At 72.5% G+C, this 18,691-nt stretch carries 16 protein-coding genes; 10 read left to right on the top strand and 6 right to left on the bottom strand.

The genetic code is table 11. The features are described 5' to 3' along the window. The first annotated feature begins 53 nt into the window (after positions 1 to 53). From QFW80_RS08395 to QFW80_RS08375, 5 genes are all read left to right on the top strand, one after another. On the top strand, positions 54 to 773 hold the full coding sequence (locus tag QFW80_RS08395; RefSeq protein WP_280601229.1) for a YceI family protein: 720 nt from the start codon (positions 54 to 56) through the stop codon (positions 771 to 773). 10 nt (positions 774 to 783) lie between these two features. Continuing rightward, positions 784 to 1,494, top strand: a complete 711-nt coding sequence (locus QFW80_RS08390; RefSeq protein WP_280601228.1) for a pirin family protein — start codon at positions 784 to 786, stop codon at positions 1,492 to 1,494. Between the two features lie 215 nt (positions 1,495 to 1,709). Beyond that, positions 1,710 to 1,910 carry a zinc-finger domain-containing protein gene (locus tag QFW80_RS08385; RefSeq protein WP_280601227.1) on the top strand — a complete coding sequence of 67 codons (201 nt, stop codon included), beginning with the start codon at positions 1,710 to 1,712 and terminating at the stop codon, positions 1,908 to 1,910. Positions 1,911 to 1,928: 18 nt separating this feature from the next. Further along, on the top strand, positions 1,929 to 3,062 hold the full coding sequence (locus tag QFW80_RS08380) for a glycosyltransferase (RefSeq protein ID WP_280601226.1): 1,134 nt from the start codon (positions 1,929 to 1,931) through the stop codon (positions 3,060 to 3,062). Next, complete coding sequence (locus tag QFW80_RS08375) at positions 3,025 to 4,377, top strand: O-antigen ligase family protein (RefSeq protein WP_280601224.1); 1,353 nt, start codon at positions 3,025 to 3,027, stop codon at positions 4,375 to 4,377. Before QFW80_RS08380 ends, QFW80_RS08375 begins: the two co-directional genes overlap by 38 nt. 193 nt (positions 4,378 to 4,570) lie before the next feature. Here QFW80_RS08375 and lpxL read toward each other — a convergent pair whose 3' ends face one another. Then, positions 4,571 to 5,494 carry an LpxL/LpxP family Kdo(2)-lipid IV(A) lauroyl/palmitoleoyl acyltransferase gene (lpxL, locus tag QFW80_RS08370; protein WP_280601222.1) on the bottom strand — a complete coding sequence of 308 codons (924 nt, stop codon included), beginning with the start codon at positions 5,492 to 5,494 and terminating at the stop codon, positions 4,571 to 4,573. Positions 5,495 to 5,579: 85 nt separating this feature from the next. Here lpxL and waaA point away from each other — a divergent pair, with 85 nt between their 5' ends. Next, positions 5,580 to 6,881 (top strand): lipid IV(A) 3-deoxy-D-manno-octulosonic acid transferase, encoded by a 1,302-nt coding sequence (waaA, locus tag QFW80_RS08365; RefSeq protein ID WP_280601221.1) that lies wholly within the window; start codon positions 5,580 to 5,582, stop codon positions 6,879 to 6,881. 28 nt (positions 6,882 to 6,909) lie between these two features. On the opposite strand, the gene QFW80_RS08360 is transcribed toward waaA, so the two are convergent. From QFW80_RS08360 to QFW80_RS08350, 3 genes are all read right to left on the bottom strand, one after another. Then, complete coding sequence (locus QFW80_RS08360) at positions 6,910 to 8,259, bottom strand: TolC family outer membrane protein (protein ID WP_280601219.1); 1,350 nt, start codon at positions 8,257 to 8,259, stop codon at positions 6,910 to 6,912. Positions 8,260 to 8,291: 32 nt separating this feature from the next. After that, entirely contained in the window at positions 8,292 to 8,945 is a 654-nt protein-coding gene (locus QFW80_RS08355; RefSeq protein WP_280601218.1) for a protein-L-isoaspartate O-methyltransferase family protein, read from the bottom strand. A gap of 136 nt (positions 8,946 to 9,081) precedes the next feature. After that, the gene (locus QFW80_RS08350) at positions 9,082 to 9,759 is read right to left on the bottom strand and encodes a TetR/AcrR family transcriptional regulator (RefSeq protein ID WP_425603523.1); all 678 of its coding nucleotides are present in this window, start codon (positions 9,757 to 9,759) and stop codon (positions 9,082 to 9,084) included. A gap of 70 nt (positions 9,760 to 9,829) precedes the next feature. Between QFW80_RS08350 and QFW80_RS08345 the strand changes: the two genes are divergently transcribed. Both QFW80_RS08345 and QFW80_RS08340 read left to right on the top strand, forming a co-directional pair. After that, the gene (locus QFW80_RS08345; protein ID WP_280601216.1) at positions 9,830 to 10,969 is read left to right on the top strand and encodes an efflux RND transporter periplasmic adaptor subunit; all 1,140 of its coding nucleotides are present in this window, start codon (positions 9,830 to 9,832) and stop codon (positions 10,967 to 10,969) included. Positions 10,970 to 11,025: 56 nt separating this feature from the next. After that, positions 11,026 to 14,331 carry an efflux RND transporter permease subunit gene (locus QFW80_RS08340; protein WP_280601215.1) on the top strand — a complete coding sequence of 1,102 codons (3,306 nt, stop codon included), beginning with the start codon at positions 11,026 to 11,028 and terminating at the stop codon, positions 14,329 to 14,331. Here QFW80_RS08340 and QFW80_RS08335 read toward each other — a convergent pair. Then, on the bottom strand, positions 14,328 to 15,197 hold the full coding sequence (locus QFW80_RS08335) for a LysR family transcriptional regulator (RefSeq protein WP_280601214.1): 870 nt from the start codon (positions 15,195 to 15,197) through the stop codon (positions 14,328 to 14,330). The two genes, QFW80_RS08340 and QFW80_RS08335, sit on opposite strands and share 4 nt — an antisense overlap. A gap of 128 nt (positions 15,198 to 15,325) precedes the next feature. On the opposite strand from QFW80_RS08335, the gene leuC reads away from it, so the two are divergent. Then, positions 15,326 to 16,753: a 3-isopropylmalate dehydratase large subunit gene (gene leuC / locus QFW80_RS08330; protein ID WP_280601212.1), complete on the top strand. Its 1,428-nt coding sequence runs from the start codon at positions 15,326 to 15,328 to the stop codon at positions 16,751 to 16,753. Between the two features lie 12 nt (positions 16,754 to 16,765). Next, entirely contained in the window at positions 16,766 to 17,413 is a 648-nt protein-coding gene (gene leuD, locus QFW80_RS08325) for a 3-isopropylmalate dehydratase small subunit (protein WP_280601210.1), read from the top strand. Between the two features lie 116 nt (positions 17,414 to 17,529). Here leuD and leuB read toward each other — a convergent pair whose 3' ends face one another. Next, positions 17,530 to 18,588 carry a 3-isopropylmalate dehydrogenase gene (gene leuB, locus QFW80_RS08320; RefSeq protein WP_280601208.1) on the bottom strand — a complete coding sequence of 353 codons (1,059 nt, stop codon included), beginning with the start codon at positions 18,586 to 18,588 and terminating at the stop codon, positions 17,530 to 17,532. Between the last annotated feature and the right edge of the window lie 103 nt (positions 18,589 to 18,691).

The following is an 18,691-nucleotide window of genomic DNA, read 5'->3' as shown; positions in this document are numbered from 1 at the left end:
CAGCCGTCCGCTCCGCACCGCGCCTTCCACACACGCATTCCGAGGTGATTCCCATGCAACGTCCCGCCCTGCTCCTGCTTCCGCTCGCCCTGACCCTGGCCATCGCCGCCTGCTCGCCGGCCGAACCGCCTGCCGCCGCCGATTCCGCCGCCCCCGCGACGCCCGTGGCCGATGCCGCCGCCACGCCCGCCGCGGAACCGGCCACATCCGATGCCGCGCCAGTCGAAGGTGTCTCCGGCACCTACGTGATCGACCCCAACCACACCAACGTGGTCGCGCGGTGGAGCCACTTCGGCTTCTCCAACCCGATCGCGAACTTCGGCCAGGCCGAGGGCGCGATCGTCTACGACGCCGACAACGTGGCCGCCTCGTCGGTCGAGGTGACCCTGCCGCTGGCCGGGCTGGACTCGTTCTCCAGCGACTTCGACGAGCACCTGCGCAGCGCCGATTTCTTCGACGCGGGGACGTTCCCGACGATCACCTTCAAGAGCACGTCGGTCGAATCCGCCGGCGGCAACCGGCTGAAGATCACCGGCGACCTCACCGTCAAGGACATCACCAGGCCGGTGGTGCTGGACGCCACCATCAACCGCTTCGCGGAGCACCCGATGGCCAAGCGTCCGGCCGCGGGGTTCGATGCCACCACCACGCTCAAGCGCAGCGACTTCGGCGTCGGCGCCTACGCGCCGAACGTGAGCGACGAGGTCGAGCTGCGCATCACCACCGAAGCCATGGTCGCGGCGGCGGAAGGCGCCGACGTCCCGGCGGGCTGAGGACACGGCCATGCGCGTCGTCCGCCGCGCCAACGAACGTGGCCGCGTGTCGGCCGGCTGGCTCGACAGCCGGCACACGTTCTCGTTCGGCCACTACCACGACCCGGCGTGGATGGGCTTCGGGCCGTTGCGCGTGATCAACGAGGACCGGGTGGCGCCGGGCGGCGGCTTCCCGCCGCACCGGCACGCCAACATGGAGATCCTGAGCTACGTGCTGAGCGGGGCGCTCGCGCATCGCGACAGCACCGGCAGCAGCGGCGTGCTGCGGCCGGGCGAGCTGCAGTGGATGAGCGCCGGCAGCGGCATCGAGCACAGCGAGTACAACGGCTCGGAGGGCGAGCCGGTGCACTTCCTCCAGATCTGGATCATGCCCGACCGCGGCGACCTGCCGCCGGCCTATGCGCAGCGCATGTTCGACCCGGCCAAGCGGCAGGGCCGGTGGGCGACGCTGGCCTCGCCCGACGGCGAACAGGGCAGCCTGGCGATCCGCCAGCAGGCCTGGCTGCGCGGCGCGCGGCTGGCCGAGGGCGAAGAGCTGGTACATCCGCTCGATCCCGCGCGCCTGTACTGGCTGCACGTGGCGCAGGGCGGCGCGACGCTGGACGGGGAGGCGCTGGCGGCCGGCGACGCGGTCGGCCTCACCGCCGAGTCGGGCGAGTTGCGGCTCGCGGGCCGGCCGGGAGACGTGGCCGACCTGCTGCTGTTCGACCTGCCACCCTGAGCGGCACGCGTCGCCGCGCGGAGCTCCTGCGTGCGTTGGCAACGCTGCCGGAGCGGCAGGGATGCCGCCTGGGCGCAGCCGCCTGTCCGGCGCCGGGCGCCCGGCGCATGCGGCGAGCGTGGGCGATCCGGCCAGGTCGCGTCCCGTGGCCGAGGCCGGGGCACGCCCGCTTCCGCGGTAGAATGCCGCGGCTTTCCGACTTCCCTGCCGCCGCCATGACCGCCACCCAGCCCCAGCCCACGCAAGCCAACGCGCAGCGCCAGTACGAGGTGCACCGCGCCGACCTGCCGCTGAGCTGCCCGCTGCCGTCGATGGCGCTGTGGAATTCGCATCCGCGCGTCTACCTGCCGATCGAAGCCGACGGTGGCCAGGCCGACTGCCCGTACTGCGGCGCCCATTTCGTCCTCGTCGACTGACGCCGCGGCGGCCCAGCCGTGCCGCGCCCGCTGACCGTGGTGCAGCTGCTGCCGGCGCTGGAGTCCGGCGGCGTCGAACGGTCCACGCTGGAGATCGCCGACGCCCTGGTGCGCGCCGGGCACCGCGCGATCGTGGTCTCGGCCGGCGGGCGCCTGGTGCCACGGCTGCAGGCCGCCGGCGCCGAGCACATCACCCTCGACATCGGCCGAAAGTCGCTGCTGGCGCTGCGCCACGTGCCCGCGCTGCGACGGCTGTTCGCGCGCGAGCAGGTCGATATCGTGCACGCGCGCTCGCGCCTGCCGGCCTGGCTGGGCTGGCACGCGGTGCGCGGGATGGCGTCGCCACCGCGGCCGCGTTTCGTCACCACCGTGCACGGGCTGAACTCGCCCTCGCGCTACAGCGCGATCATGGCGCGTGGCGAACGCGTGATCTGCGTGTCGCAAACCGTGCGCGACTACGTGCTGCGGCACTATCCCGGCACCGATCCGGCGCGCCTGCGGGTGATCCCGCGCGGGGTGGATCCGGCGCAGTTCCCGCGCGCGCCCATGCCCGACCGTGCGGCGCGCGCGCGCGTGGCCGCGCGGTATCCGGCGCTGGGCGGCGAGGGCCCGCTGCTGCTGCTGCCCGGGCGCGGGACGCGGCTCAAGGGCCATGCCGATGCGATCGCGCTGCTGGCCATGCTGCGTGGCCAAGGCGGCGACGTGCGGCTGTGGATGCCCGGCGCGGTCCAGGCCGGGCGCGAGGCGTATCTCGAGCAGTTGCGTGCCGGCGCCCGCGCGTCCGGCGTCGAAGCCGCGCTCGAACTCGGCCCGGCCACCGACGCGATCGCCGAGGCCTATGCCGCCAGCGACCTGGTGCTGCAGCTTTCGCGCAAGCCCGAGTCGTTCGGGCGCACGGTGGTCGAGGCCCTGTCGGTCGGCCGGCCCGTGCTCGGCTGGGATCACGGCGGCGTGGGCGAACTGCTGCACGCGCTGCAGCCGGACGGCGCAGTCGCCCCGTTCGATGCCGCCGCGTTGCTGCACGCGGCGCGGACGATGCTCGCGCAACCGCCGTCGCTTCCCGCGACGATTCCGTTTACCTTGCAGGCGATGCAGGACGCCACGCTCTCGGTCTATGACGAACTCCGCGACCCTCGCGACACCGCCCGCTGAGCCACGCGCCGGCTGGCGCTGGGCGCCGCACTGGGTGCTGGCGTTCGTGGCGCTGTGGCCGGCGCCGGGCTATGCCGAAGGCGTGATGGTGCTCGGCGCGCTGGCGGCGATCGTGCACCTGCTCGTCGGCCGCTTCCGCGGCGGCATGCGCCTGCTGAGCCTGCAGGCCTGGGCGCTGACCAGCGTGCTGTTCTGCGCCTACTGGCTGCCGCAACTGGTCTCGTCCTTCGATGCGGTCGACCAGGGGCGCGCGCTGCGTGAATCGCTGGTCGACCTGCGCTACCTGCCGTTCCTGTGGCTGGCCGCGTCCGCGGTCGCGAGTCCGCGCGGGCGCAGGATCACGTTCGGCGGCCTGGCGGTGATCGTCGCGGTGTGGACGCTGGATGCCCTGGTGCAGGTGGTGTCGGGCACCAGTCCGCTGTTCTGGAGCATCGATACGCTCAAGCAGGCGATCAGCGGCCGGCCGATGTGCAGCGCCGAACAGCTGATGCTGGCCGACCGCCTCGGCGGCGTGCTCGGTCCGTGCAACCTCAAGCTAGGCGTGGTGCTGGCGAGCCTGTCGCCGTTCGCGCTGTACGCCGCCGGCCGGCGGCTGGGCAGCGGCGGCTGGATCGCGGCGGCGCTGCTGATCGGCGTGGTGGTGCTGTTCGCCGGCTCGCGCGCGTCGTGGATCACCTTCGCCCTGGTGCTGCTGTTCAGCGGCTGGAGCCTGCTGGGCTGGAAACGGCTGGCCGGCGTGTTCGTGGCCGGCGCGCTGTCGCTCGCCGGGCTCACCTACTTCTCGCCGCAGGTGCAGGAGCGGGTCCAGCGGACGGCCCAGGCCTGGACCGCGGAAGGCGACAGCGGTGTCGACACCGCGCTGTCCGGGCGCACGCGGATCTGGGGCGCGGCGCTGTGCATGGCGCGCGAGCATCCGGTCAATGGCGTCGGCGCGCGCGGCTTCCGGCAGGCGTTTCCCGCCTGCGATCCCGCGCCCGGCGAGCCCGCGGCCTGGGGCGAGGGGCCGGCCTTCCATGCCCACCAGATCGTGCTCGAGATCCTCAGCGAGACCGGCGGCATCGGCCTGCTGCTGTGGCTGGCCGGCGCCGCGCTGGCGTGGCGCGCGTGGCGCTACGCGGATGCGCAGGCGCGCACGCGCGCGCGTCCGGCGGTGCTTGCGCTCGCGGTCACGGTGTTCCCGTTCAATACCCACCTCGCGTTCTATTCCACGTTCTGGGGCGGGCTGACCCTGCTGCTCGCGGCGCTGTACGCCGGCAGCCTGCTCGCCGGGCGCACGCCGGCGCCGCCCGCGGACGCCGCCGCGTCCGCGGCGTAGCGGGTCCGGGTCCACTCGCTCGCGCCTGCGTGTCGGGCCGGCCGGACAGTCGCCGGATCCGCCGGTCGCGTCCGGCGGGCGAGGCCGGTGTGGGCCCCGGTGTCTGCGTCCGTATCCAGCGGGCCTTGCACGCTGGGTTGTCCGGCCGCCCGGCGACCTGCATCAGGTCCAGCCGGGTCGCCGGGGCGCCCGCTCAGAGATCGGCATAGGGCGAACTGCCGTCGGGTTGCCGCTTGAAGCGGCGGTGGATCCACAGGTACTGGTCGGGCGCGGCACGCGCCATGGTCTCGATGCCGGCAATCACGCGCGCGGTGTCGGCCACCGGATCGTCGGAGGGAAAGTGGTCCAGCGCCGGCCACAGGGTCAGGGTGTAGCCGCCATCCTCGCGCCGCCGGTGCTGGTACAGCACGACCGCCGCGCCGGACAGGCGCGCGAGCGAATGGGTCGAGGTCAGGCTGTGCGCGGGCTGGCCGAAGAACGGTACGTAGACCGCATCGCCGCGGCTGGGGTCCTGGTCGGGTGCGTACCAGAGCAGGCCGCCCTTCTTCAGGTGGCGCACGGCGCCGCGCACGTCCTGCTTCGGGAACATCGCCGCCGCGTAGCGGGCGCGACCGCGCCGGACCGCCCATTCCATCGCCGGCTGCGCATGCGGCCGGTACATGCCGGCCAGCGGCGCGTGGTCGCACATCAGCCGGCCGCACATCTCCAGCGTGCTGAAGTGGCCCGACACCACGATCACCCCGCGTCCGCCCGCGCGCGCGGCTTCGAGGTGTTCCAGACCCTCGACCACCAGGCCGCGGCGCATCGGCGCCACCGAGCCCCACCATGCGCGCGCGAACTCGAACAGGCCGATGCCCAGCGCGGCGAAGTGCGCGCGCAGCAGGCGCGCTCGCGCGGCGGGGTCCAGCTCCGGGAAGCACAGCGCGAGGTTGCGCGCCGCCACCTCGCGGCGTTCGCGCAGCGACGCGCGCAGCAGCGTGCCGATGCCGCGACCGATCGCGCGCTGCCACGGCCACGGCAGCCGCGCCGCCAGTGCCATCGCGGCGATGCCGATCCAGGTCGGCCACTGGCGCGGCGACAGCGGCGGTGGGGCGGAGGTCGGTTGCGCGGATGCCATGGGCCGATTGTAGTCGGTGGTCCTGTCGCGGCCCGGTGGTGTGGCGGCGACACCCGCGCCGCGTTTCCCCCGCTATCCTGTGCCGATGTCCGCCGACACCACCGAACGCCTGCTGCGCGGCCTGTATTCGGCGGCGCTGTACCTGCTGGTGCCGGTGACCGTGTACCACCTGATCTGGCGCGGCTTCCGCCAGGAGGCGTATTTCGAACGCTGGAGCGAGCGCTACGCGCGCTATGCGGGCCCGGCGCCACCGACCCCGATCTGGGTGCACGCGGTGTCGGTAGGCGAGGTCAACGCGGTCGCGCCGCTGGTGCAGGCCCTGATGCAGGCACGGCCCGACCTGCGACTGCTGGTCACCACCATCACCCCCACCGGCTCTGCGCGCGTGCGTGCGCTGTGGGGCGAGCGCGTGGAGCACGTCTACCTGCCCTACGACCTGTCCGGCGCGGTGAGCCGCTTCCTGGCGCATTTCCGCCCGGGGATCGCACTTGTGGTCGAGACCGAGCTGTGGCCCAACCTGCTGCTGTGCTGCCGCGATGCGGGCATTCCCGCGTATCTGGTGAACGCGCGGCTGTCGGAGCGTTCGCTGCGTGGCTACCGGGTGCTGCGGCCGCTGCTGGCGCGCGTGCTGGCGACGCTGCGACGGGTGGCCGCGCAGTCGTCCGACGACGCGCGCCGCTTCGCCGCTCTCGGTGCGCCTGAGGCGGCGATCACGGTGAGCGGCAACCTGAAGTACGACATCGACATCGACGCCGACGCGATTGAGCGCGCCGCGCGCGGGTTCCGCGAGCGCACCGGCACGCGCCCCGTGTGGATCGCCGCCAGCACGCACCCGGAAGAAGAGGCGGCGATGCTCGCCATCCACCGGCAGCTGCGGACGCGCTGGCCGGACCTCCTGCTGCTGTGGGCGCCGCGGCATCCCGAGCGCTTCCGCGGCGTCGCCCAGCAGGCGCTCGACGCCGGCTGGCGGGTCGCCACGCGCAAGCTCACGCGCCTGCCCGATCCCGACGACGCGGTGTTCGTGCTCGACACCCTGGGCGAACTGCAGCAGTTCTACGCCTGCGCCGACGTGGCTTTCGTCGGCGGCAGCCTGCAGGACATCGGCGGGCACAACCTGCTCGAGCCCGCGGCGGTGGGCACGCCGGTGGTCACCGGTCCGCACCTGCACAACTTCGCCGACATCGCGCGGCGGATGCAGCAGGCCGGCGCGATGCGGGTCGGCAACGATGCGGCCGGCGTCGAGCAGGCGCTGGCGGCGCTGCTGGCGGACGAGGCGGAACGCCTGGCGATGCGCGAGGCGGGACTGGCGCTGGTGCGCGATGGCCGCGGCGCGGTGCAGCGCACGCTGGCGCTGATCGACGCCGACCTGCCGACGCGCGCCGCCTGAGCGGCGCGGACGGAACGCGCGGCGGCGGCTACTGCCGGATGTCGGCCGGCGCGGTCGCGTCGATGGTCAGCAGGCGGTTGACGTCCTGCACGGTGGCGGCATCGAGCGTGCCGGCGGCCTGCTCGAGCAGCAGCCGGTTGCGCAGGTAGTTGTACTTGGCCGAGGCGTAGGCCTGGCGCGCGCTGAACAGGTTCTGCTGGTTGATCAGCACGTCGATCACGGTGCGGGTACCGACCTCCAGGCCGACCTGCGAGGCGTCGTACGCGCTCTGCGCCGAGACCAGCGCAAGCCGCCGTGCCTCGACCTCGCTGATGCCCGCCACCAGTGCCTGGTAGGCGGAGCGGGTGTTGCGCTCGATCGCGCGCCGGCCCTGTTCGAACTGGTCCTGGGCGATGTCGCGACTGGCGATCGCCTGGCGCACGCGCGACTGGGTCGCGCCGCCGGAGAAGATCGGCACGGTCAGCGTGAGGCCGAAGGAGTGGCCCTCGCCGTTGCCGAAGCCTTCGGCATCGGGCGGAACCACGGTCCCGGGCGAATACCAGTTCGCACCGTTGTTGTAGCTCACGCCCAGGTCCAGCGTGGGCAGGTGCCCGGCCCGCGCCGTCGACACGCCGTATTCGGCGCCCTGGACCGAATAGCGGGCCGCCTGCAGGCTGGGGTTGGCATCGAGCGCGCGCTGCACCCACGAGTCGGCGTCGCCGGTGGACGGCAGCTCGGGCCGGAAGTCCTCGGGCAGCGCCTTGAGCGCGTTGATCGGGCTGCCGGTGATCTCGGCCAGCGCCTGGTAGGCGTCCTGCAGCGCGTTGCGCACCAGGATCGTGTTCGCGCGCGCACCGTCGTACTGGGCGCGCGCCTCGTGCACGTCGGTGATCGGCGCCAGGCCGACCTCCAGGCGCTTGTCGGCGTAGTCGAACTGCTTCTGGAACGCCTCTTCGGCCGCTTCGGCCGCGGCCAGCGTCTCCAGCGCGACCAGGACGTCGAAATACGCATTGGCGGTGCGCGCGATCAGCTCGTCGCCGGCCGCTTCGAGGTCGTAGTCCGCCGCGGTGCTGTACTGGCGCTGCGCGCGCAGGTTCGAGATCGCGCCGAGGTCGACCACCGCCTGGCCCAGCGTGGCGCGGTAGCTGCGGCTGCGCGCGGATCCGGTGGTGCCGGCTTCGTGCGAGCGGTTCAGTTCGGCCGAACCGTTGATCTGCGGCAGCAGCGCGGCGCGCGCCTGGACCGCGTTCTCCCGCGTCGACAGCCGCTGCGATTCGGCGATCGACAGTTGCGGGTCGTTGGTCCGCGCCAGCTCGTAGGTCTGCATCAGGTCTTCGGCGAACACCGGAGCGGACGACAGCGCGAGGGCGAGGGAGAGAACCAGGGGGCGGCGGAGCATCGGGAATCCTTGGCGAATGAATCCGGGGTGTGTCAGAACTTGAATTCGGGTCGCGGCTCGGCGCCGGCGAGGTAGGGCAGTTCGGTCTCGAACAACGATTCGATGCGATGACCGTTGACGTCGTTGCGCAGCAGCGCCGCCTCCATCGCGGGGACCCGGCCGTGGACGACGAACATCCGTCCACCGGGACGCAGCCAGCCCACGAAACGTGACGGCACCGCATCCACCGCGCCGGTCACGCAGATCGCATCGAACTGGCGACCCGGCTCCCACACGAACGCATCGGCGGTGGCCACTTCGACATTGCCCAGGCCCTGCGACTGCAGCCGGCCGCGCGCGGCGTCGGCCAGGTCGGCGTGGCGCTCGAGGCTGGTCGCCTCGCGCGACAGCGTCGCCAGGCAGGCGGTCAGGAAGCCGCTGCCGGTGCCGATCTCCAGCACCGACTCGGATCCTTCCAGCGCCAGCGCCTGCAGCGCACGCCCCTCGAGCACCGGCTTGAGCATGGTTTCGCCATGGCCCAGCGGCAGTTCGAGATCGGCGTAGGCCAGGGCGCGATGGCGCTCGGCGACGAAGGCCTCGCGCGGCAGCCGCGCCAGCACCTCGAGCACGCGCGGATCCAGCACCTCCCAGGGGCGGATCTGCTGCTCGACCATGGTCTCGCGGGCCTTGGCGTAATCGAACGTCATCGTGCGGTCCGGATCGGAAAGGGGAAGGAACGCGATTCTACTGGCCGGGCCGGCCGATTTCCCGGGGCCATGATCGCCAGCGGCCGGCGCACGGCTGAGTGCCGGAAGTCACCGCGACCGATGGCGCCGGGCGTGGTCAACGCGCGGCCGGCACGTTGCGCGCGTAGGCGCGCAGGAACATGTCGACGGTCGCCTCCAGGTGCGCCTCCACCGCGGCCTCCTCTGGCCGGTCGCACAGTCCGCAGGCCATGCGCGTATGCAGGTCGCCCTTGAGCAGGGCGAAGAACTGGCGGGCCGCGCGCGGCACGTCCGGCAGTTCGAGTTCGCCCTGGGCGGCGCGCGCGTCCAGGAACGCGGCGAAGGCGCGCTGGGTCCGCTCCGGCCCGGCCTGCCAGAACATCTGGCGCACGCGCTCGTCGCCACCCGGACTCATCATCATCCGGTGCGTGGCCAGGGCCTCGTCGCTGGTGATCATGGCGAAGAAGGCGCGCGCGATTCCGGTCAGCTGCAGGCGCAGCGGCGCGCCGGTGTCGGGCACGAACAGGTCATCGGGCATCAGCGAGGCGCACACCACGCGCACCGCCTCGCCGAACAGCGCCTCCTTGTCGCCGAAATGGCTGTACACGGTGAGCTTGGACACGCCGGCCTCGGCCGCGATCTGGTCCATGCTCGCGCCCTCGAACCCGTGCTGAGTGAACATGCGCGCGGCCGCATCCAGGATCGCGGCGCGCTTGGCGAGATCCTTGGGGCGGCCGGGTCCGGGCGTGGCACGCGGCGACGTCGCCGCGGAGCTGGACAGGGGCTTGGAAGGCATCGGCTAATACTAGACTAATCGGTACTCTATTTATACTATACGCGCCGGTTCATTAATCTGGCACCCTCCGATGCACGTCAGGCGAACACTTCCGGGATGGATCCTGGCGGCCGCGGCAGCCGCGGTCCTGCTGTCGGCCTGTGGCGAGGCACCGATCTCCGGCAGCGGGTCCCGCCCGGTGCTGGTGGCGCGCGCCGGCGATGCCGCGGAAGCCGTGGAGTCGGCCTTCCCCGGCGAGGTGCGCGCGCGCGCGGAGAGTCCGCTGGCCTTCCGCATCGGCGGCAATCTGGTGCGCCGCCACGTCGACGCCGGCGACGCGGTGCGCCAGGGACAGGTGCTGGCGGAACTCGATCCCGGCGACCAGCAGCTGCAGGCCAGCGCCGCGCAGGCGCAGCTGGCCGCCGCGGAGGCCGAACTCGGGCGCGCGCGCGCCGACCGCGCGCGCTACGCCACGCTGGCGCGCGACCGGCTGGTGAGCGCCTCGACCATGGACGCCCAGGAAGCGGCCTGGAAGGCCGCCGACGAACAGGCCCGCGCGGCCCGCGCGCAGTTCGAGGTGGCGCGCAACCAGGCCGGATACTCGCAGCTGCGCGCGCCGCGCGATGGCGTGATCGCCAGCCGCCAGGCCGAGGCCGGGCAGGTGGTCGCCGCGGGACAGGCGGTCTTCACCCTGGCCGGGGACGACGGCCGCGAGGTGTCCATCGCGCTGCCCGAATCGCACATCCGCGACTTCGCCATCGGCCAGGCCGCCGAGGTGGAGCTGTGGAGCGCGCCCGGCCGGCGCCTGCCCGGCACGCTGCGCGAGATCGCCGCGGCCGCCGATCCCCAGACCCGCACCTATGCGGCCCGCGTCGCGCTGCGCGCCGGCGACGCCGACCAGGTCGAACTGGGCCAGAGCGCGCGGGTCTACATCCGCGATGCCGTCGATGCGGCCGCCCTGAGCGTGCCGCTGGCCGCGCTGCAGCCGGGACCCGGTGGCGGGCACGCGGTCTGGGTGGTCGAACCGGGGACCTCCACCCTGCGTTCCGTGCCGGTGCGGCTGGGCGCGTTCGGAGAGCGCCACGTCACGGTGGTGTCGGGCCTGGCGCCGGACGACTGGGTGGTCGTGGCCGGTGGCCATCTGCTGCGCGAAGGCGAGGCGGTGGCGCCAGTCGACCGCGACAATCGGCCGGTGCCGTTGGACGGCGCAGCCGCGGAGCAGGCGCAGTGATCCCCGCGGCAACTTGCCGCGTCCGGTCCGCCGGTCGCGCCGTGGGAGGCTGAGCGATGCGCTTCAACCTGTCCGAGTGGGCGCTGCGCAACCGCAGCCTGGTGCTGTACGCGATGATCGTGGTCGCGCTGGCGGGCGCGCTGTCGTACCTGCAGCTCGGCCGCTCGGAGGATCCGCCGTTCACCTTCAAGGCGATGGTGGTGCGCACGCTGTGGCCCGGCGCGACCGCCGACGAGGTCGCGCGGCAGGTCACCGAGCGGATCGAGAAGACGCTGATGGAGACCGGCGACTACGAGTACATCCGCGCCTACTCGCGGCCGGGCGAGTCGCAGGTGATCTTCGCCGCGCGCGACTCGATGCGTTCGGGCGAGATCCCGGACCTGTGGTACCAGGTGCGCAAGAAGGTCGGCGACATCCGCCAGACCCTGCCCGAGGGCGTGGTCGGCCCGTTCTTCAACGACGAGTTCGGCGACACCTTCGGCAACATCTATGCCCTCACCGGCGAGGGCTTCGACTACGCGGTGCTCAAGGATTACGCCGACCGCATCCAGCTGGAACTGCAGCGGCTGGACGACGTCGGCAAGGTCGAACTGATCGGCCTGCAGGACGAGAAGATCTGGATCGAGGTCGACAACACCCGCCTGGCCACGCTGGGCATCCCGCTGCAGGCGGTGCGCGAGGCGCTGGCGCAGCAGAACGCGGTGGTGCCCGCCGGCTTCTTCGAGACGCCGACCGATCGCGTCCAGTTGCGCGTGGACGGCGCGTTCGATTCGGTCGACCGGATCCGCGGGTTCCCGATCCGCGCCGGCGACCGAACCATCCGCCTGGGCGACATCGCCACGGTGCAGCGCGGCTTCGCCGACCCGGCGGCGCCGAAGATGCGGTTCATGGGCGAGGACGCGATCGGCATCGGCGTGTCGATGCACGCGGGCGGCGACATCCTGCGCCTCGGCCAGACCCTCGAGCGCGAGTTCGCGCGGCTGCAGGAAGGCCTGCCGGCCGGCATGTCGCTGCGCAAGGTGGCCGACCAGCCCGCGGCGGTGGACGAGTCGATCGGCGAGTTCGTGCGGGTGCTGGCCGAGGCGGTGGCGATCGTGCTGCTGGTGAGCTTCTTCTCGCTCGGCTTCCGCACCGGCCTGGTGGTGGCGGTGTCGATCCCGCTGGTGCTGGCGATGACGTTCGTCGCGATGGACTGGTTCGGCGTCGGCCTGCACAAGATCTCGCTCGGCGCGCTGGTGCTGGCGCTGGGGCTGATGGTCGACGACGCGATCATCGCGGTGGAGATGATGGCGATCAAGATGGAGCAGGGCTACGACCGCTTCCGCGCCGCCGGCTTCGCCTGGACCAATACCGCCTTCCCCATGCTCACCGGCACCCTGGTCACGGCCGCCGGCTTCCTGCCGATCGCGACCGCCGCGTCGAGTACCGGCGAATACACGCGCTCGCTGTTCCAGGTGGTGACGATCGCGCTGCTGGTGTCGTGGATCGCCGCGGTGCTGTTCATCCCCTGGCTGGGCGACCGCATGCTGCCGGACATGGCCGGACGCGAGGCGACGCCGCCGCTGTTGCAGCGTCTGGCCGCGCGGCTGGCGCGCCTGCGTGCACGCGGTGGCGCGCGCAGCCCGCATGCGGAGGTCGGGCGCACGGCGCGCGCGACGGAGCCGCGCGAGACGGCGGCGCAGCAGGCGCTTCCGCCCGCCGAAGCGTCCACGGGCGCATCGGCGCCGCCGAACCTGCACGCGCCGCACGATCCGTACCAGACGCGCTTCTACCGGCGCTTCCGCGGCCTGCTCGACTGGACCCTGGTGCACCGCGGCTGGGTGATCGGCGCGACCGCCGCCGCGTTCGTGCTCTCGCTGGCGATGTTCCGGTTCGTGCCGCAGCAGTTCTTCCCCGACTCGGTGCGGCCGGAACTCATGGTCGACATGGAGCTGGCCGAAGGCAGCTCGCTGCGCGCCACCGAAGTCCAGGCGCGACGGCTGGAGACGATGCTCGCCACGCGCGAGGACATCGACAACCACGTCGCCTACATCGGCACCGGCTCGCCGCGCTTCTACCTGCCGCTGGACCAGCAGCTGCCGCAGGCGAACTTCGCCCAGTTCGTGGTGCGCGCCGGCGACCTGGAGGCGCGCGAGACGCTGCGGACCTGGCTGATCGACGAAGTCGCGCCCCGGTTCCCGGACCTGCAGCTGCGCGTGACGCGGCTGGAGAACGGGCCGCCGGTGGGCTATCCGGTGCAGTTCCGCGTGTCCGGCGAACACGTCGAGCGCGTGCGCGCGATCGCCGGCGAGGTGGCGGCGCAGGTGCGCGAAAACCCGCACGCGGCCAACGTCAACCTGGACTGGAGCGAGCCGAGCAAGGTGGTGCGGCTGGTGATCGACCAGGATCGGGCGCGCGCGCTCGGCATCAGCTCGCAGCAGGTGGCGCAGTTCCTGTCCGGCTCGCTGAGCGGGCTGCAGGTGAGCACCTACCGCGAGGACAACGAGCTGATCGGCATCCTGCTGCGCGGCCCCGAGGACGAGCGCGCGCGGCTGGACCTGCTCGGCAGCCTGGCGATCCCGGGCGCGGGCGGCCAGCCGGTGCCGCTGTCGCAGGTCGCCACGCTCGAATACGCGTTCGAGGACGGCATCATCTGGCACCGCGACCGGCTGCCGACGGTGACCGTGCGCGCCGACATCCGCGACGCGACCACGCCCCCGAGCGTGGTCGCGCAGATCCTGCCGACGCTCGACGACATCCGCGCGGCGCTGCCGCCCGGCTACCGGCTGGAGACCGGCGGAACGGTGGAGGATTCGGCGCGCGGCCAGGACTCGATCAAGGCCGGGCTGCCGCTGTTCCTGTTCGTGGTGGTGACGCTGCTGATGCTGCAGCTGCGCAGCCTCTCGCGCACCGCGCTGGTGCTGCTGACCGCGCCGCTGGGGCTGGTCGGCGTGACCCTGTTCCTGCTGGTGTTCCGGGTGCCGTTCGGCTTCGTGGCCATGCTCGGCACGATTGCCCTGGCGGGCATGATCATGCGCAATTCGGTGATCCTGGTGGACCAGATCGAGCAGGACATCGCCGCCGGGCATCCACGCTGGGACGCGGTGGTCGACGCCACAGTGCGCCGCTTCCGCCCGATCGTGCTGACCGCGCTGGCGGCGATCCTGGCGATGATGCCGCTGTCGCGCTCGGTGTTCTTCGGACCGATGGCGGTGGCGATCATGGGCGGGCTCACCGTGGCCACGGTACTCACGCTGGTGTTCCTGCCGGCACTGTACGCGGCGTGGTTCAAGGTGCGGCGCGACGAGCCCGGACGCCCCGGCCCCGGGCACCCCGGCGCCGGCGATGCCGGCCCGTTGCCCGCCGCCGCGCCGCCCGCCTAGCCGGTCGCGCCGTCCAGCACGGCCAGGAACGCGCGCGCCGCGTTCGACAGCGTGCGCCCGGCGTGGGTCACGTGCCCCAGCTGCCGCGCCAGGCGCAGGCCCGGCACGCGCAGCACGGTGGTCTGCGCATCGAGCATCGTGTGCGGCAGCACGGTCCACGCCAGGCCCACGCTGGCCAGCATCTTCAGCGTCTCCATCGCGTTGGTGGTCATGCGCAGGGTCGGCGCCAGGCCCGCGGCGGCGAAGTGCCCGGCGACGATGCGGTGGGTGAAGGTGTCCGCGTCGGGCAGCACCGCCGGGTGCCGGGCCAGTTCGTCGAGCCCGACCTCGCCGCGCGCGGCCAGCGGATGATCCGGCGCGACCACGAATTCGAGCGGGTCGTCCCAGACCGGCACCGTGCGCAGCGGCGCCGCCGCCGGCCCCAGCGTGGTCAGCGCCAGCTCGGCCTGTCCGTGCAGCACCTGCGCCCAGGCCTGTTCGGAATCGACGAAGCGCAGGTCCAGCGCGGCACCCGGATGGGCCCGGCTGAAGACGCGCAGCAGTGGCGGCAGGCGGTGCAGGCCGATGTGGTGGCTGGTGGCCAGGCTCAGGCGCCCGTCGATACGGGCGTCGAGGTTGTCGAGCGCGCGCCGGGTATCGTCGAGTTCGGACAGGATCCGGCGCGCACGCGGCAGCAGCGCGTGCCCGGCCTCGGTCAGCGCCACCTCGCGCCCGATGCGGTCGAACAGCCGCCGCCCGAGCTGCGCTTCCAGCGCCGCGATGCGCTTGCTCACCGCCGGCTGGGTGAGATGCAGCCGCGCGCCGGCGCCGGAGAAGGAGCCGCTGTCGGCGATGGCGAGGAAGGCCTCGAGGCTGGCGAGGTCCATCGAGTCGGTCCGGTTATGCGATGGATGAAAAATATGAATTGGAGTTATCGAACGCAAGCGCCTAGGATCGGTCCACGCCCGGTCGCCACGCCGCCCGGCGCTTCCACCCACCGACGCGGGACCCGCCGATGGCAGGCAAGACGCTGTACGACAAGCTCTGGGACATGCACGAGGTCAAGCGTCGCGACGACGGCTCCTCGCTGATCTACATCGACCGCCACATCCTGCACGAGGTCACCTCGCCCCAGGCCTTCGAGGGCCTGCGCCTGGCCGGGCGCAAGCCCTGGCGCGTGGACACCAACCTCGCCACGCCAGACCACAACGTGCCCACCACGCGCGCCGAGCGCGCCGGCGGCCTGATGGCGATCGCCGACCCGGTCTCGCGGGTGCAGGTGCAGACCCTCGACGAGAACTGCGACGACTTCGGCATCCTCGAATTCCGGATGGACGACGTGCGCCAGGGCATCGTGCACGTGGTCGGCCCCGAACAGGGCGCCACGCTGCCGGGCATGACCGTGGTCTGCGGCGACTCGCACACCTCCACCCACGGCGCGTTCGGCGCGCTGGCGCACGGCATCGGCACCTCCGAGGTCGAGCACGTGCTGGCCACCCAGTGCCTGGTGGCGAAGAAGATGAAGAACATGCAGGTACGCGTGGAGGGCACGCCCGGACCCGGGGTGACCGCCAAGGACATCGTGCTGGCGGTCATCGGCCGCATCGGCACCGCGGGCGGCAACGGCCACGCGCTGGAGTTCGCCGGCAGCGCGATCCGCGCGCTGTCGATGGAAGGGCGGATGACGATCTGCAACATGGCGATCGAGGCCGGCGCGCGCGTGGGCATGGTCGCGGTGGACGAGAAGACCATCGCCTACGTGCAGGGTCGCCCGTTCGCGCCGAAGGGCGCCGACTGGGAGGCCGCGGTCGCGGTGTGGAGGACGCTGGTGTCCGATGCGGACGCCCACTTCGACACCGTGGTCGAACTGCGCGCCGAGGACATCCGCCCGCAGGTCAGCTGGGGCACCTCGCCGGAGATGGTGCTGGCGGTGGACGAGGCGGTACCGGATCCCGAGCGCGAGCCGGACCCGGTGAAGCAGGATTCGATCCGGCGCGCGCTCAGGTACATGGGCCTGCAGCCGAACCAGCCGATCACCTCGATCCGGCTCGACCGCGTGTTCATCGGTTCGTGCACCAACTCGCGCATCGAGGACCTGCGCGCGGCGGCGGCGGTGGCGAAGGGCCGCAGGGTCGCGGCGACGGTGAAGCAGGCGCTGGTGGTGCCGGGCTCGGGCCTGGTCAAGGCGCAGGCGGAAGCCGAAGGGCTGGACCGGATCTTCCTCGACGCCGGGTTCGAATGGCGCGAGCCGGGCTGCTCGATGTGCCTGGCGATGAACCCGGACAAGCTGGGCAGCGGCGAGCACTGCGCCTCGACCTCCAACCGCAACTTCGAAGGCCGCCAGGGCGCCGGCGGGCGCACCCACCTGGTCAGCCCGGCGATGGCCGCGGCGGCCGCGGTCGCCGGCCACTTCGTCGACGTGCGCACCCTGTCGCCAGCCTGAGCGGAGCCGATCATGACCCCCTTCACCACCCACACCGGCCTGGTCGCCCCGCTGGACCGCGCCAACGTCGACACCGACCAGATCATTCCCAAGCAGTTCCTGAAGTCGATCCGGCGCACCGGCTTCGGCCCGAACCTGTTCGACGAGTGGCGCTACCTCGACGTCGGCGAGCCCGGTCAGGACAGTTCGAACCGGCCGCTCAATCCGGACTTCGTGCTGAACTTTCCGCGCTACCGCGGCGCCAGCGTGCTGCTGGCGCGCGAGAACTTCGGCTGCGGCTCCTCGCGCGAGCACGCGCCCTGGGCGCTGGAAGAGTACGGCTTCCGCGCCATCGTGGCGCCCAGCTTCGCCGACATCTTCTACAACAACAGCTTCAAGAACGGCCTGCTGCCGATCGTGCTGCCCGACGCGGTGGTCGATGCGCTGTTCGCGCAATGCGAGGCCACCGAGGGCTACTCGCTGACCGTCGACCTGGCCGCGCAGGCCGTGACCACGCCCGACGGCACGCGGCACGGGTTCGAGATCGACGACTTCCGCAAGCACTGCCTGCTCAACGGGCTGGACGACATCGGCCTGACCCTGCAGGAGCACGCGGCGATCGCTGCGTTCGAGGTGCGCCACCGCGCGGCGCAGCCGTGGCTGTTCGGCGCCGGGCCCTGATCCAAGCCCCTGTTCCCCTGCCGAGACGAGGACGCCGCCCGAGGGCGGCGTCTTCGCATGCGCGATGGTCGACGGCAGGCGCTGCCGGCGGACGGGTCCGCGCGCTGCGCGCCCGCTCAGCCGAGCCGGTCGATGACCGCCTGCGCCGCCTGCGTGGTGCCGACCGATTGCCCGGACGGCGCCAGGTCGGCGGTGAACACGCGCGCGTCGAGGGCCGCCGACACCGCCGCTTCGATCGCTGCCGCTTCGGCCTCCAGCCCCAGCGAATGGCGCAGCAGCATCGCCGCGCTGAGGATCGTCGCGTAGGGGTTGGCGATGCCCTTGCCGGCGATGTCCGGCGCCGAGCCGTGGATCGGCTCGTAGATCCCGACCTTGCCGTCGCCGAGCGAGGCCGACGCGAGCAGCCCCAGCGAGCCGGCCAGCATCGAGGCCTCGTCGGTCAGGATGTCGCCGAACATGTTCTCGGTCACGATCACGTCGTAGGCGCGCGGCTTCGAGAGCAGGTGCATCGCCATCGAGTCGACCAACTGGTGTTCGAGGGTGACGTCGGGGAATTCCTCGCGCATCACCCGCGTGGCCACGTCGCGCCACAGGCGCGAGGTCTCCAGCACGTTGGCCTTGTCGACCGAGGTCAGGTGGCCGCGGCGCTGGCGCGCGAGCGCCGCGGCGCGGCGCACCACGCGCTCGACCTCGGCCACGCTGTAGCGGCACAGGTCGGTGGCGTCGGTGTCGCTGCGGGTCTTGTCGCCGAAATAGATGCCGCCGGTCAGCTCGCGCACCACCACGATGTCCACGCCGGCCAGCAGCTCGGCCTTGATCGGCGAGGCGTCCAGGGCGGCCGCGTGCGGACGCACCGGACGCAGGTTGGCGAACAGGCCCAGCGCCTTGCGGATCGCCAGCAGGCCCTGCTCCGGGCGCACTTTCGCCTTCGGGTCCGACCACTTCGGGCCGCCGACGGCGCCCAGCAGTACCGCGTCCGCGGCGCGCGCGGCCTCCAGGGTCGCGTCGGGCAGCGGCACCCCGTGGCGGTCGATGGCGATGCCGCCGATGTCGTGCTCGGCGAACGAGAAGGCATGGCCGAAGCGCGAGGCGACGGCTTCGAGGACGGGCAGGGTGGCGGCGACGATCTCGGGACCGATGCCGTCTCCGGGCAGTACGACGATGTCAGCGTGCATGGACTCTGGACAGGTGCGAGGAAGACGGGCGGGGCGGCGCGGGGGCCGCTCCGGCGGAGTGAAACGAGAAGCATGCGCGCGGACGCGCGAGCGCGCAGCGGCA

Source organism: Luteimonas rhizosphaericola, assembly GCF_029888045.1.
GTDB lineage: Bacteria > Pseudomonadota > Gammaproteobacteria > Xanthomonadales > Xanthomonadaceae > Luteimonas > Luteimonas rhizosphaericola.
Note: the sequence above shows the minus strand (reverse complement) of the source record. Positions and strands in the feature narration are given on the sequence as shown.

Excerpts from the sequence above, each read along its gene's own strand:
- QFW80_RS08395 (WP_280601229.1), top strand. The coding sequence starts at position 54 with ATGCAACGTCCCGCCCTGCTCCTGCTTCCGCTCGCCCTGACCCTGGCC.
- QFW80_RS08390 (WP_280601228.1), top strand. The coding sequence starts at position 784 with ATGCGCGTCGTCCGCCGCGCCAACGAACGTGGCCGCGTGTCGGCCGGC.
- QFW80_RS08385 (WP_280601227.1), top strand. The coding sequence starts at position 1,710 with ATGACCGCCACCCAGCCCCAGCCCACGCAAGCCAACGCGCAGCGCCAG.
- QFW80_RS08375 (WP_280601224.1), top strand. The coding sequence starts at position 3,025 with ATGACGAACTCCGCGACCCTCGCGACACCGCCCGCTGAGCCACGCGCC.
- lpxL (WP_280601222.1), bottom strand. The coding sequence starts at position 5,494 with ATGGCATCCGCGCAACCGACCTCCGCCCCACCGCCGCTGTCGCCGCGC.
- waaA (WP_280601221.1), top strand. The coding sequence starts at position 5,580 with ATGTCCGCCGACACCACCGAACGCCTGCTGCGCGGCCTGTATTCGGCG.
- QFW80_RS08360 (WP_280601219.1), bottom strand. The coding sequence starts at position 8,259 with ATGCTCCGCCGCCCCCTGGTTCTCTCCCTCGCCCTCGCGCTGTCGTCC.
- QFW80_RS08355 (WP_280601218.1), bottom strand. The coding sequence starts at position 8,945 with ATGACGTTCGATTACGCCAAGGCCCGCGAGACCATGGTCGAGCAGCAG.
- QFW80_RS08350 (WP_425603523.1), bottom strand. The coding sequence starts at position 9,759 with ATGCCTTCCAAGCCCCTGTCCAGCTCCGCGGCGACGTCGCCGCGTGCC.
- QFW80_RS08345 (WP_280601216.1), top strand. The coding sequence starts at position 9,830 with ATGCACGTCAGGCGAACACTTCCGGGATGGATCCTGGCGGCCGCGGCA.
- QFW80_RS08340 (WP_280601215.1), top strand. The coding sequence starts at position 11,026 with ATGCGCTTCAACCTGTCCGAGTGGGCGCTGCGCAACCGCAGCCTGGTG.
- QFW80_RS08335 (WP_280601214.1), bottom strand. The coding sequence starts at position 15,197 with ATGGACCTCGCCAGCCTCGAGGCCTTCCTCGCCATCGCCGACAGCGGC.
- leuC (WP_280601212.1), top strand. The coding sequence starts at position 15,326 with ATGGCAGGCAAGACGCTGTACGACAAGCTCTGGGACATGCACGAGGTC.
- leuD (WP_280601210.1), top strand. The coding sequence starts at position 16,766 with ATGACCCCCTTCACCACCCACACCGGCCTGGTCGCCCCGCTGGACCGC.
- leuB (WP_280601208.1), bottom strand. The coding sequence starts at position 18,588 with ATGCACGCTGACATCGTCGTACTGCCCGGAGACGGCATCGGTCCCGAG.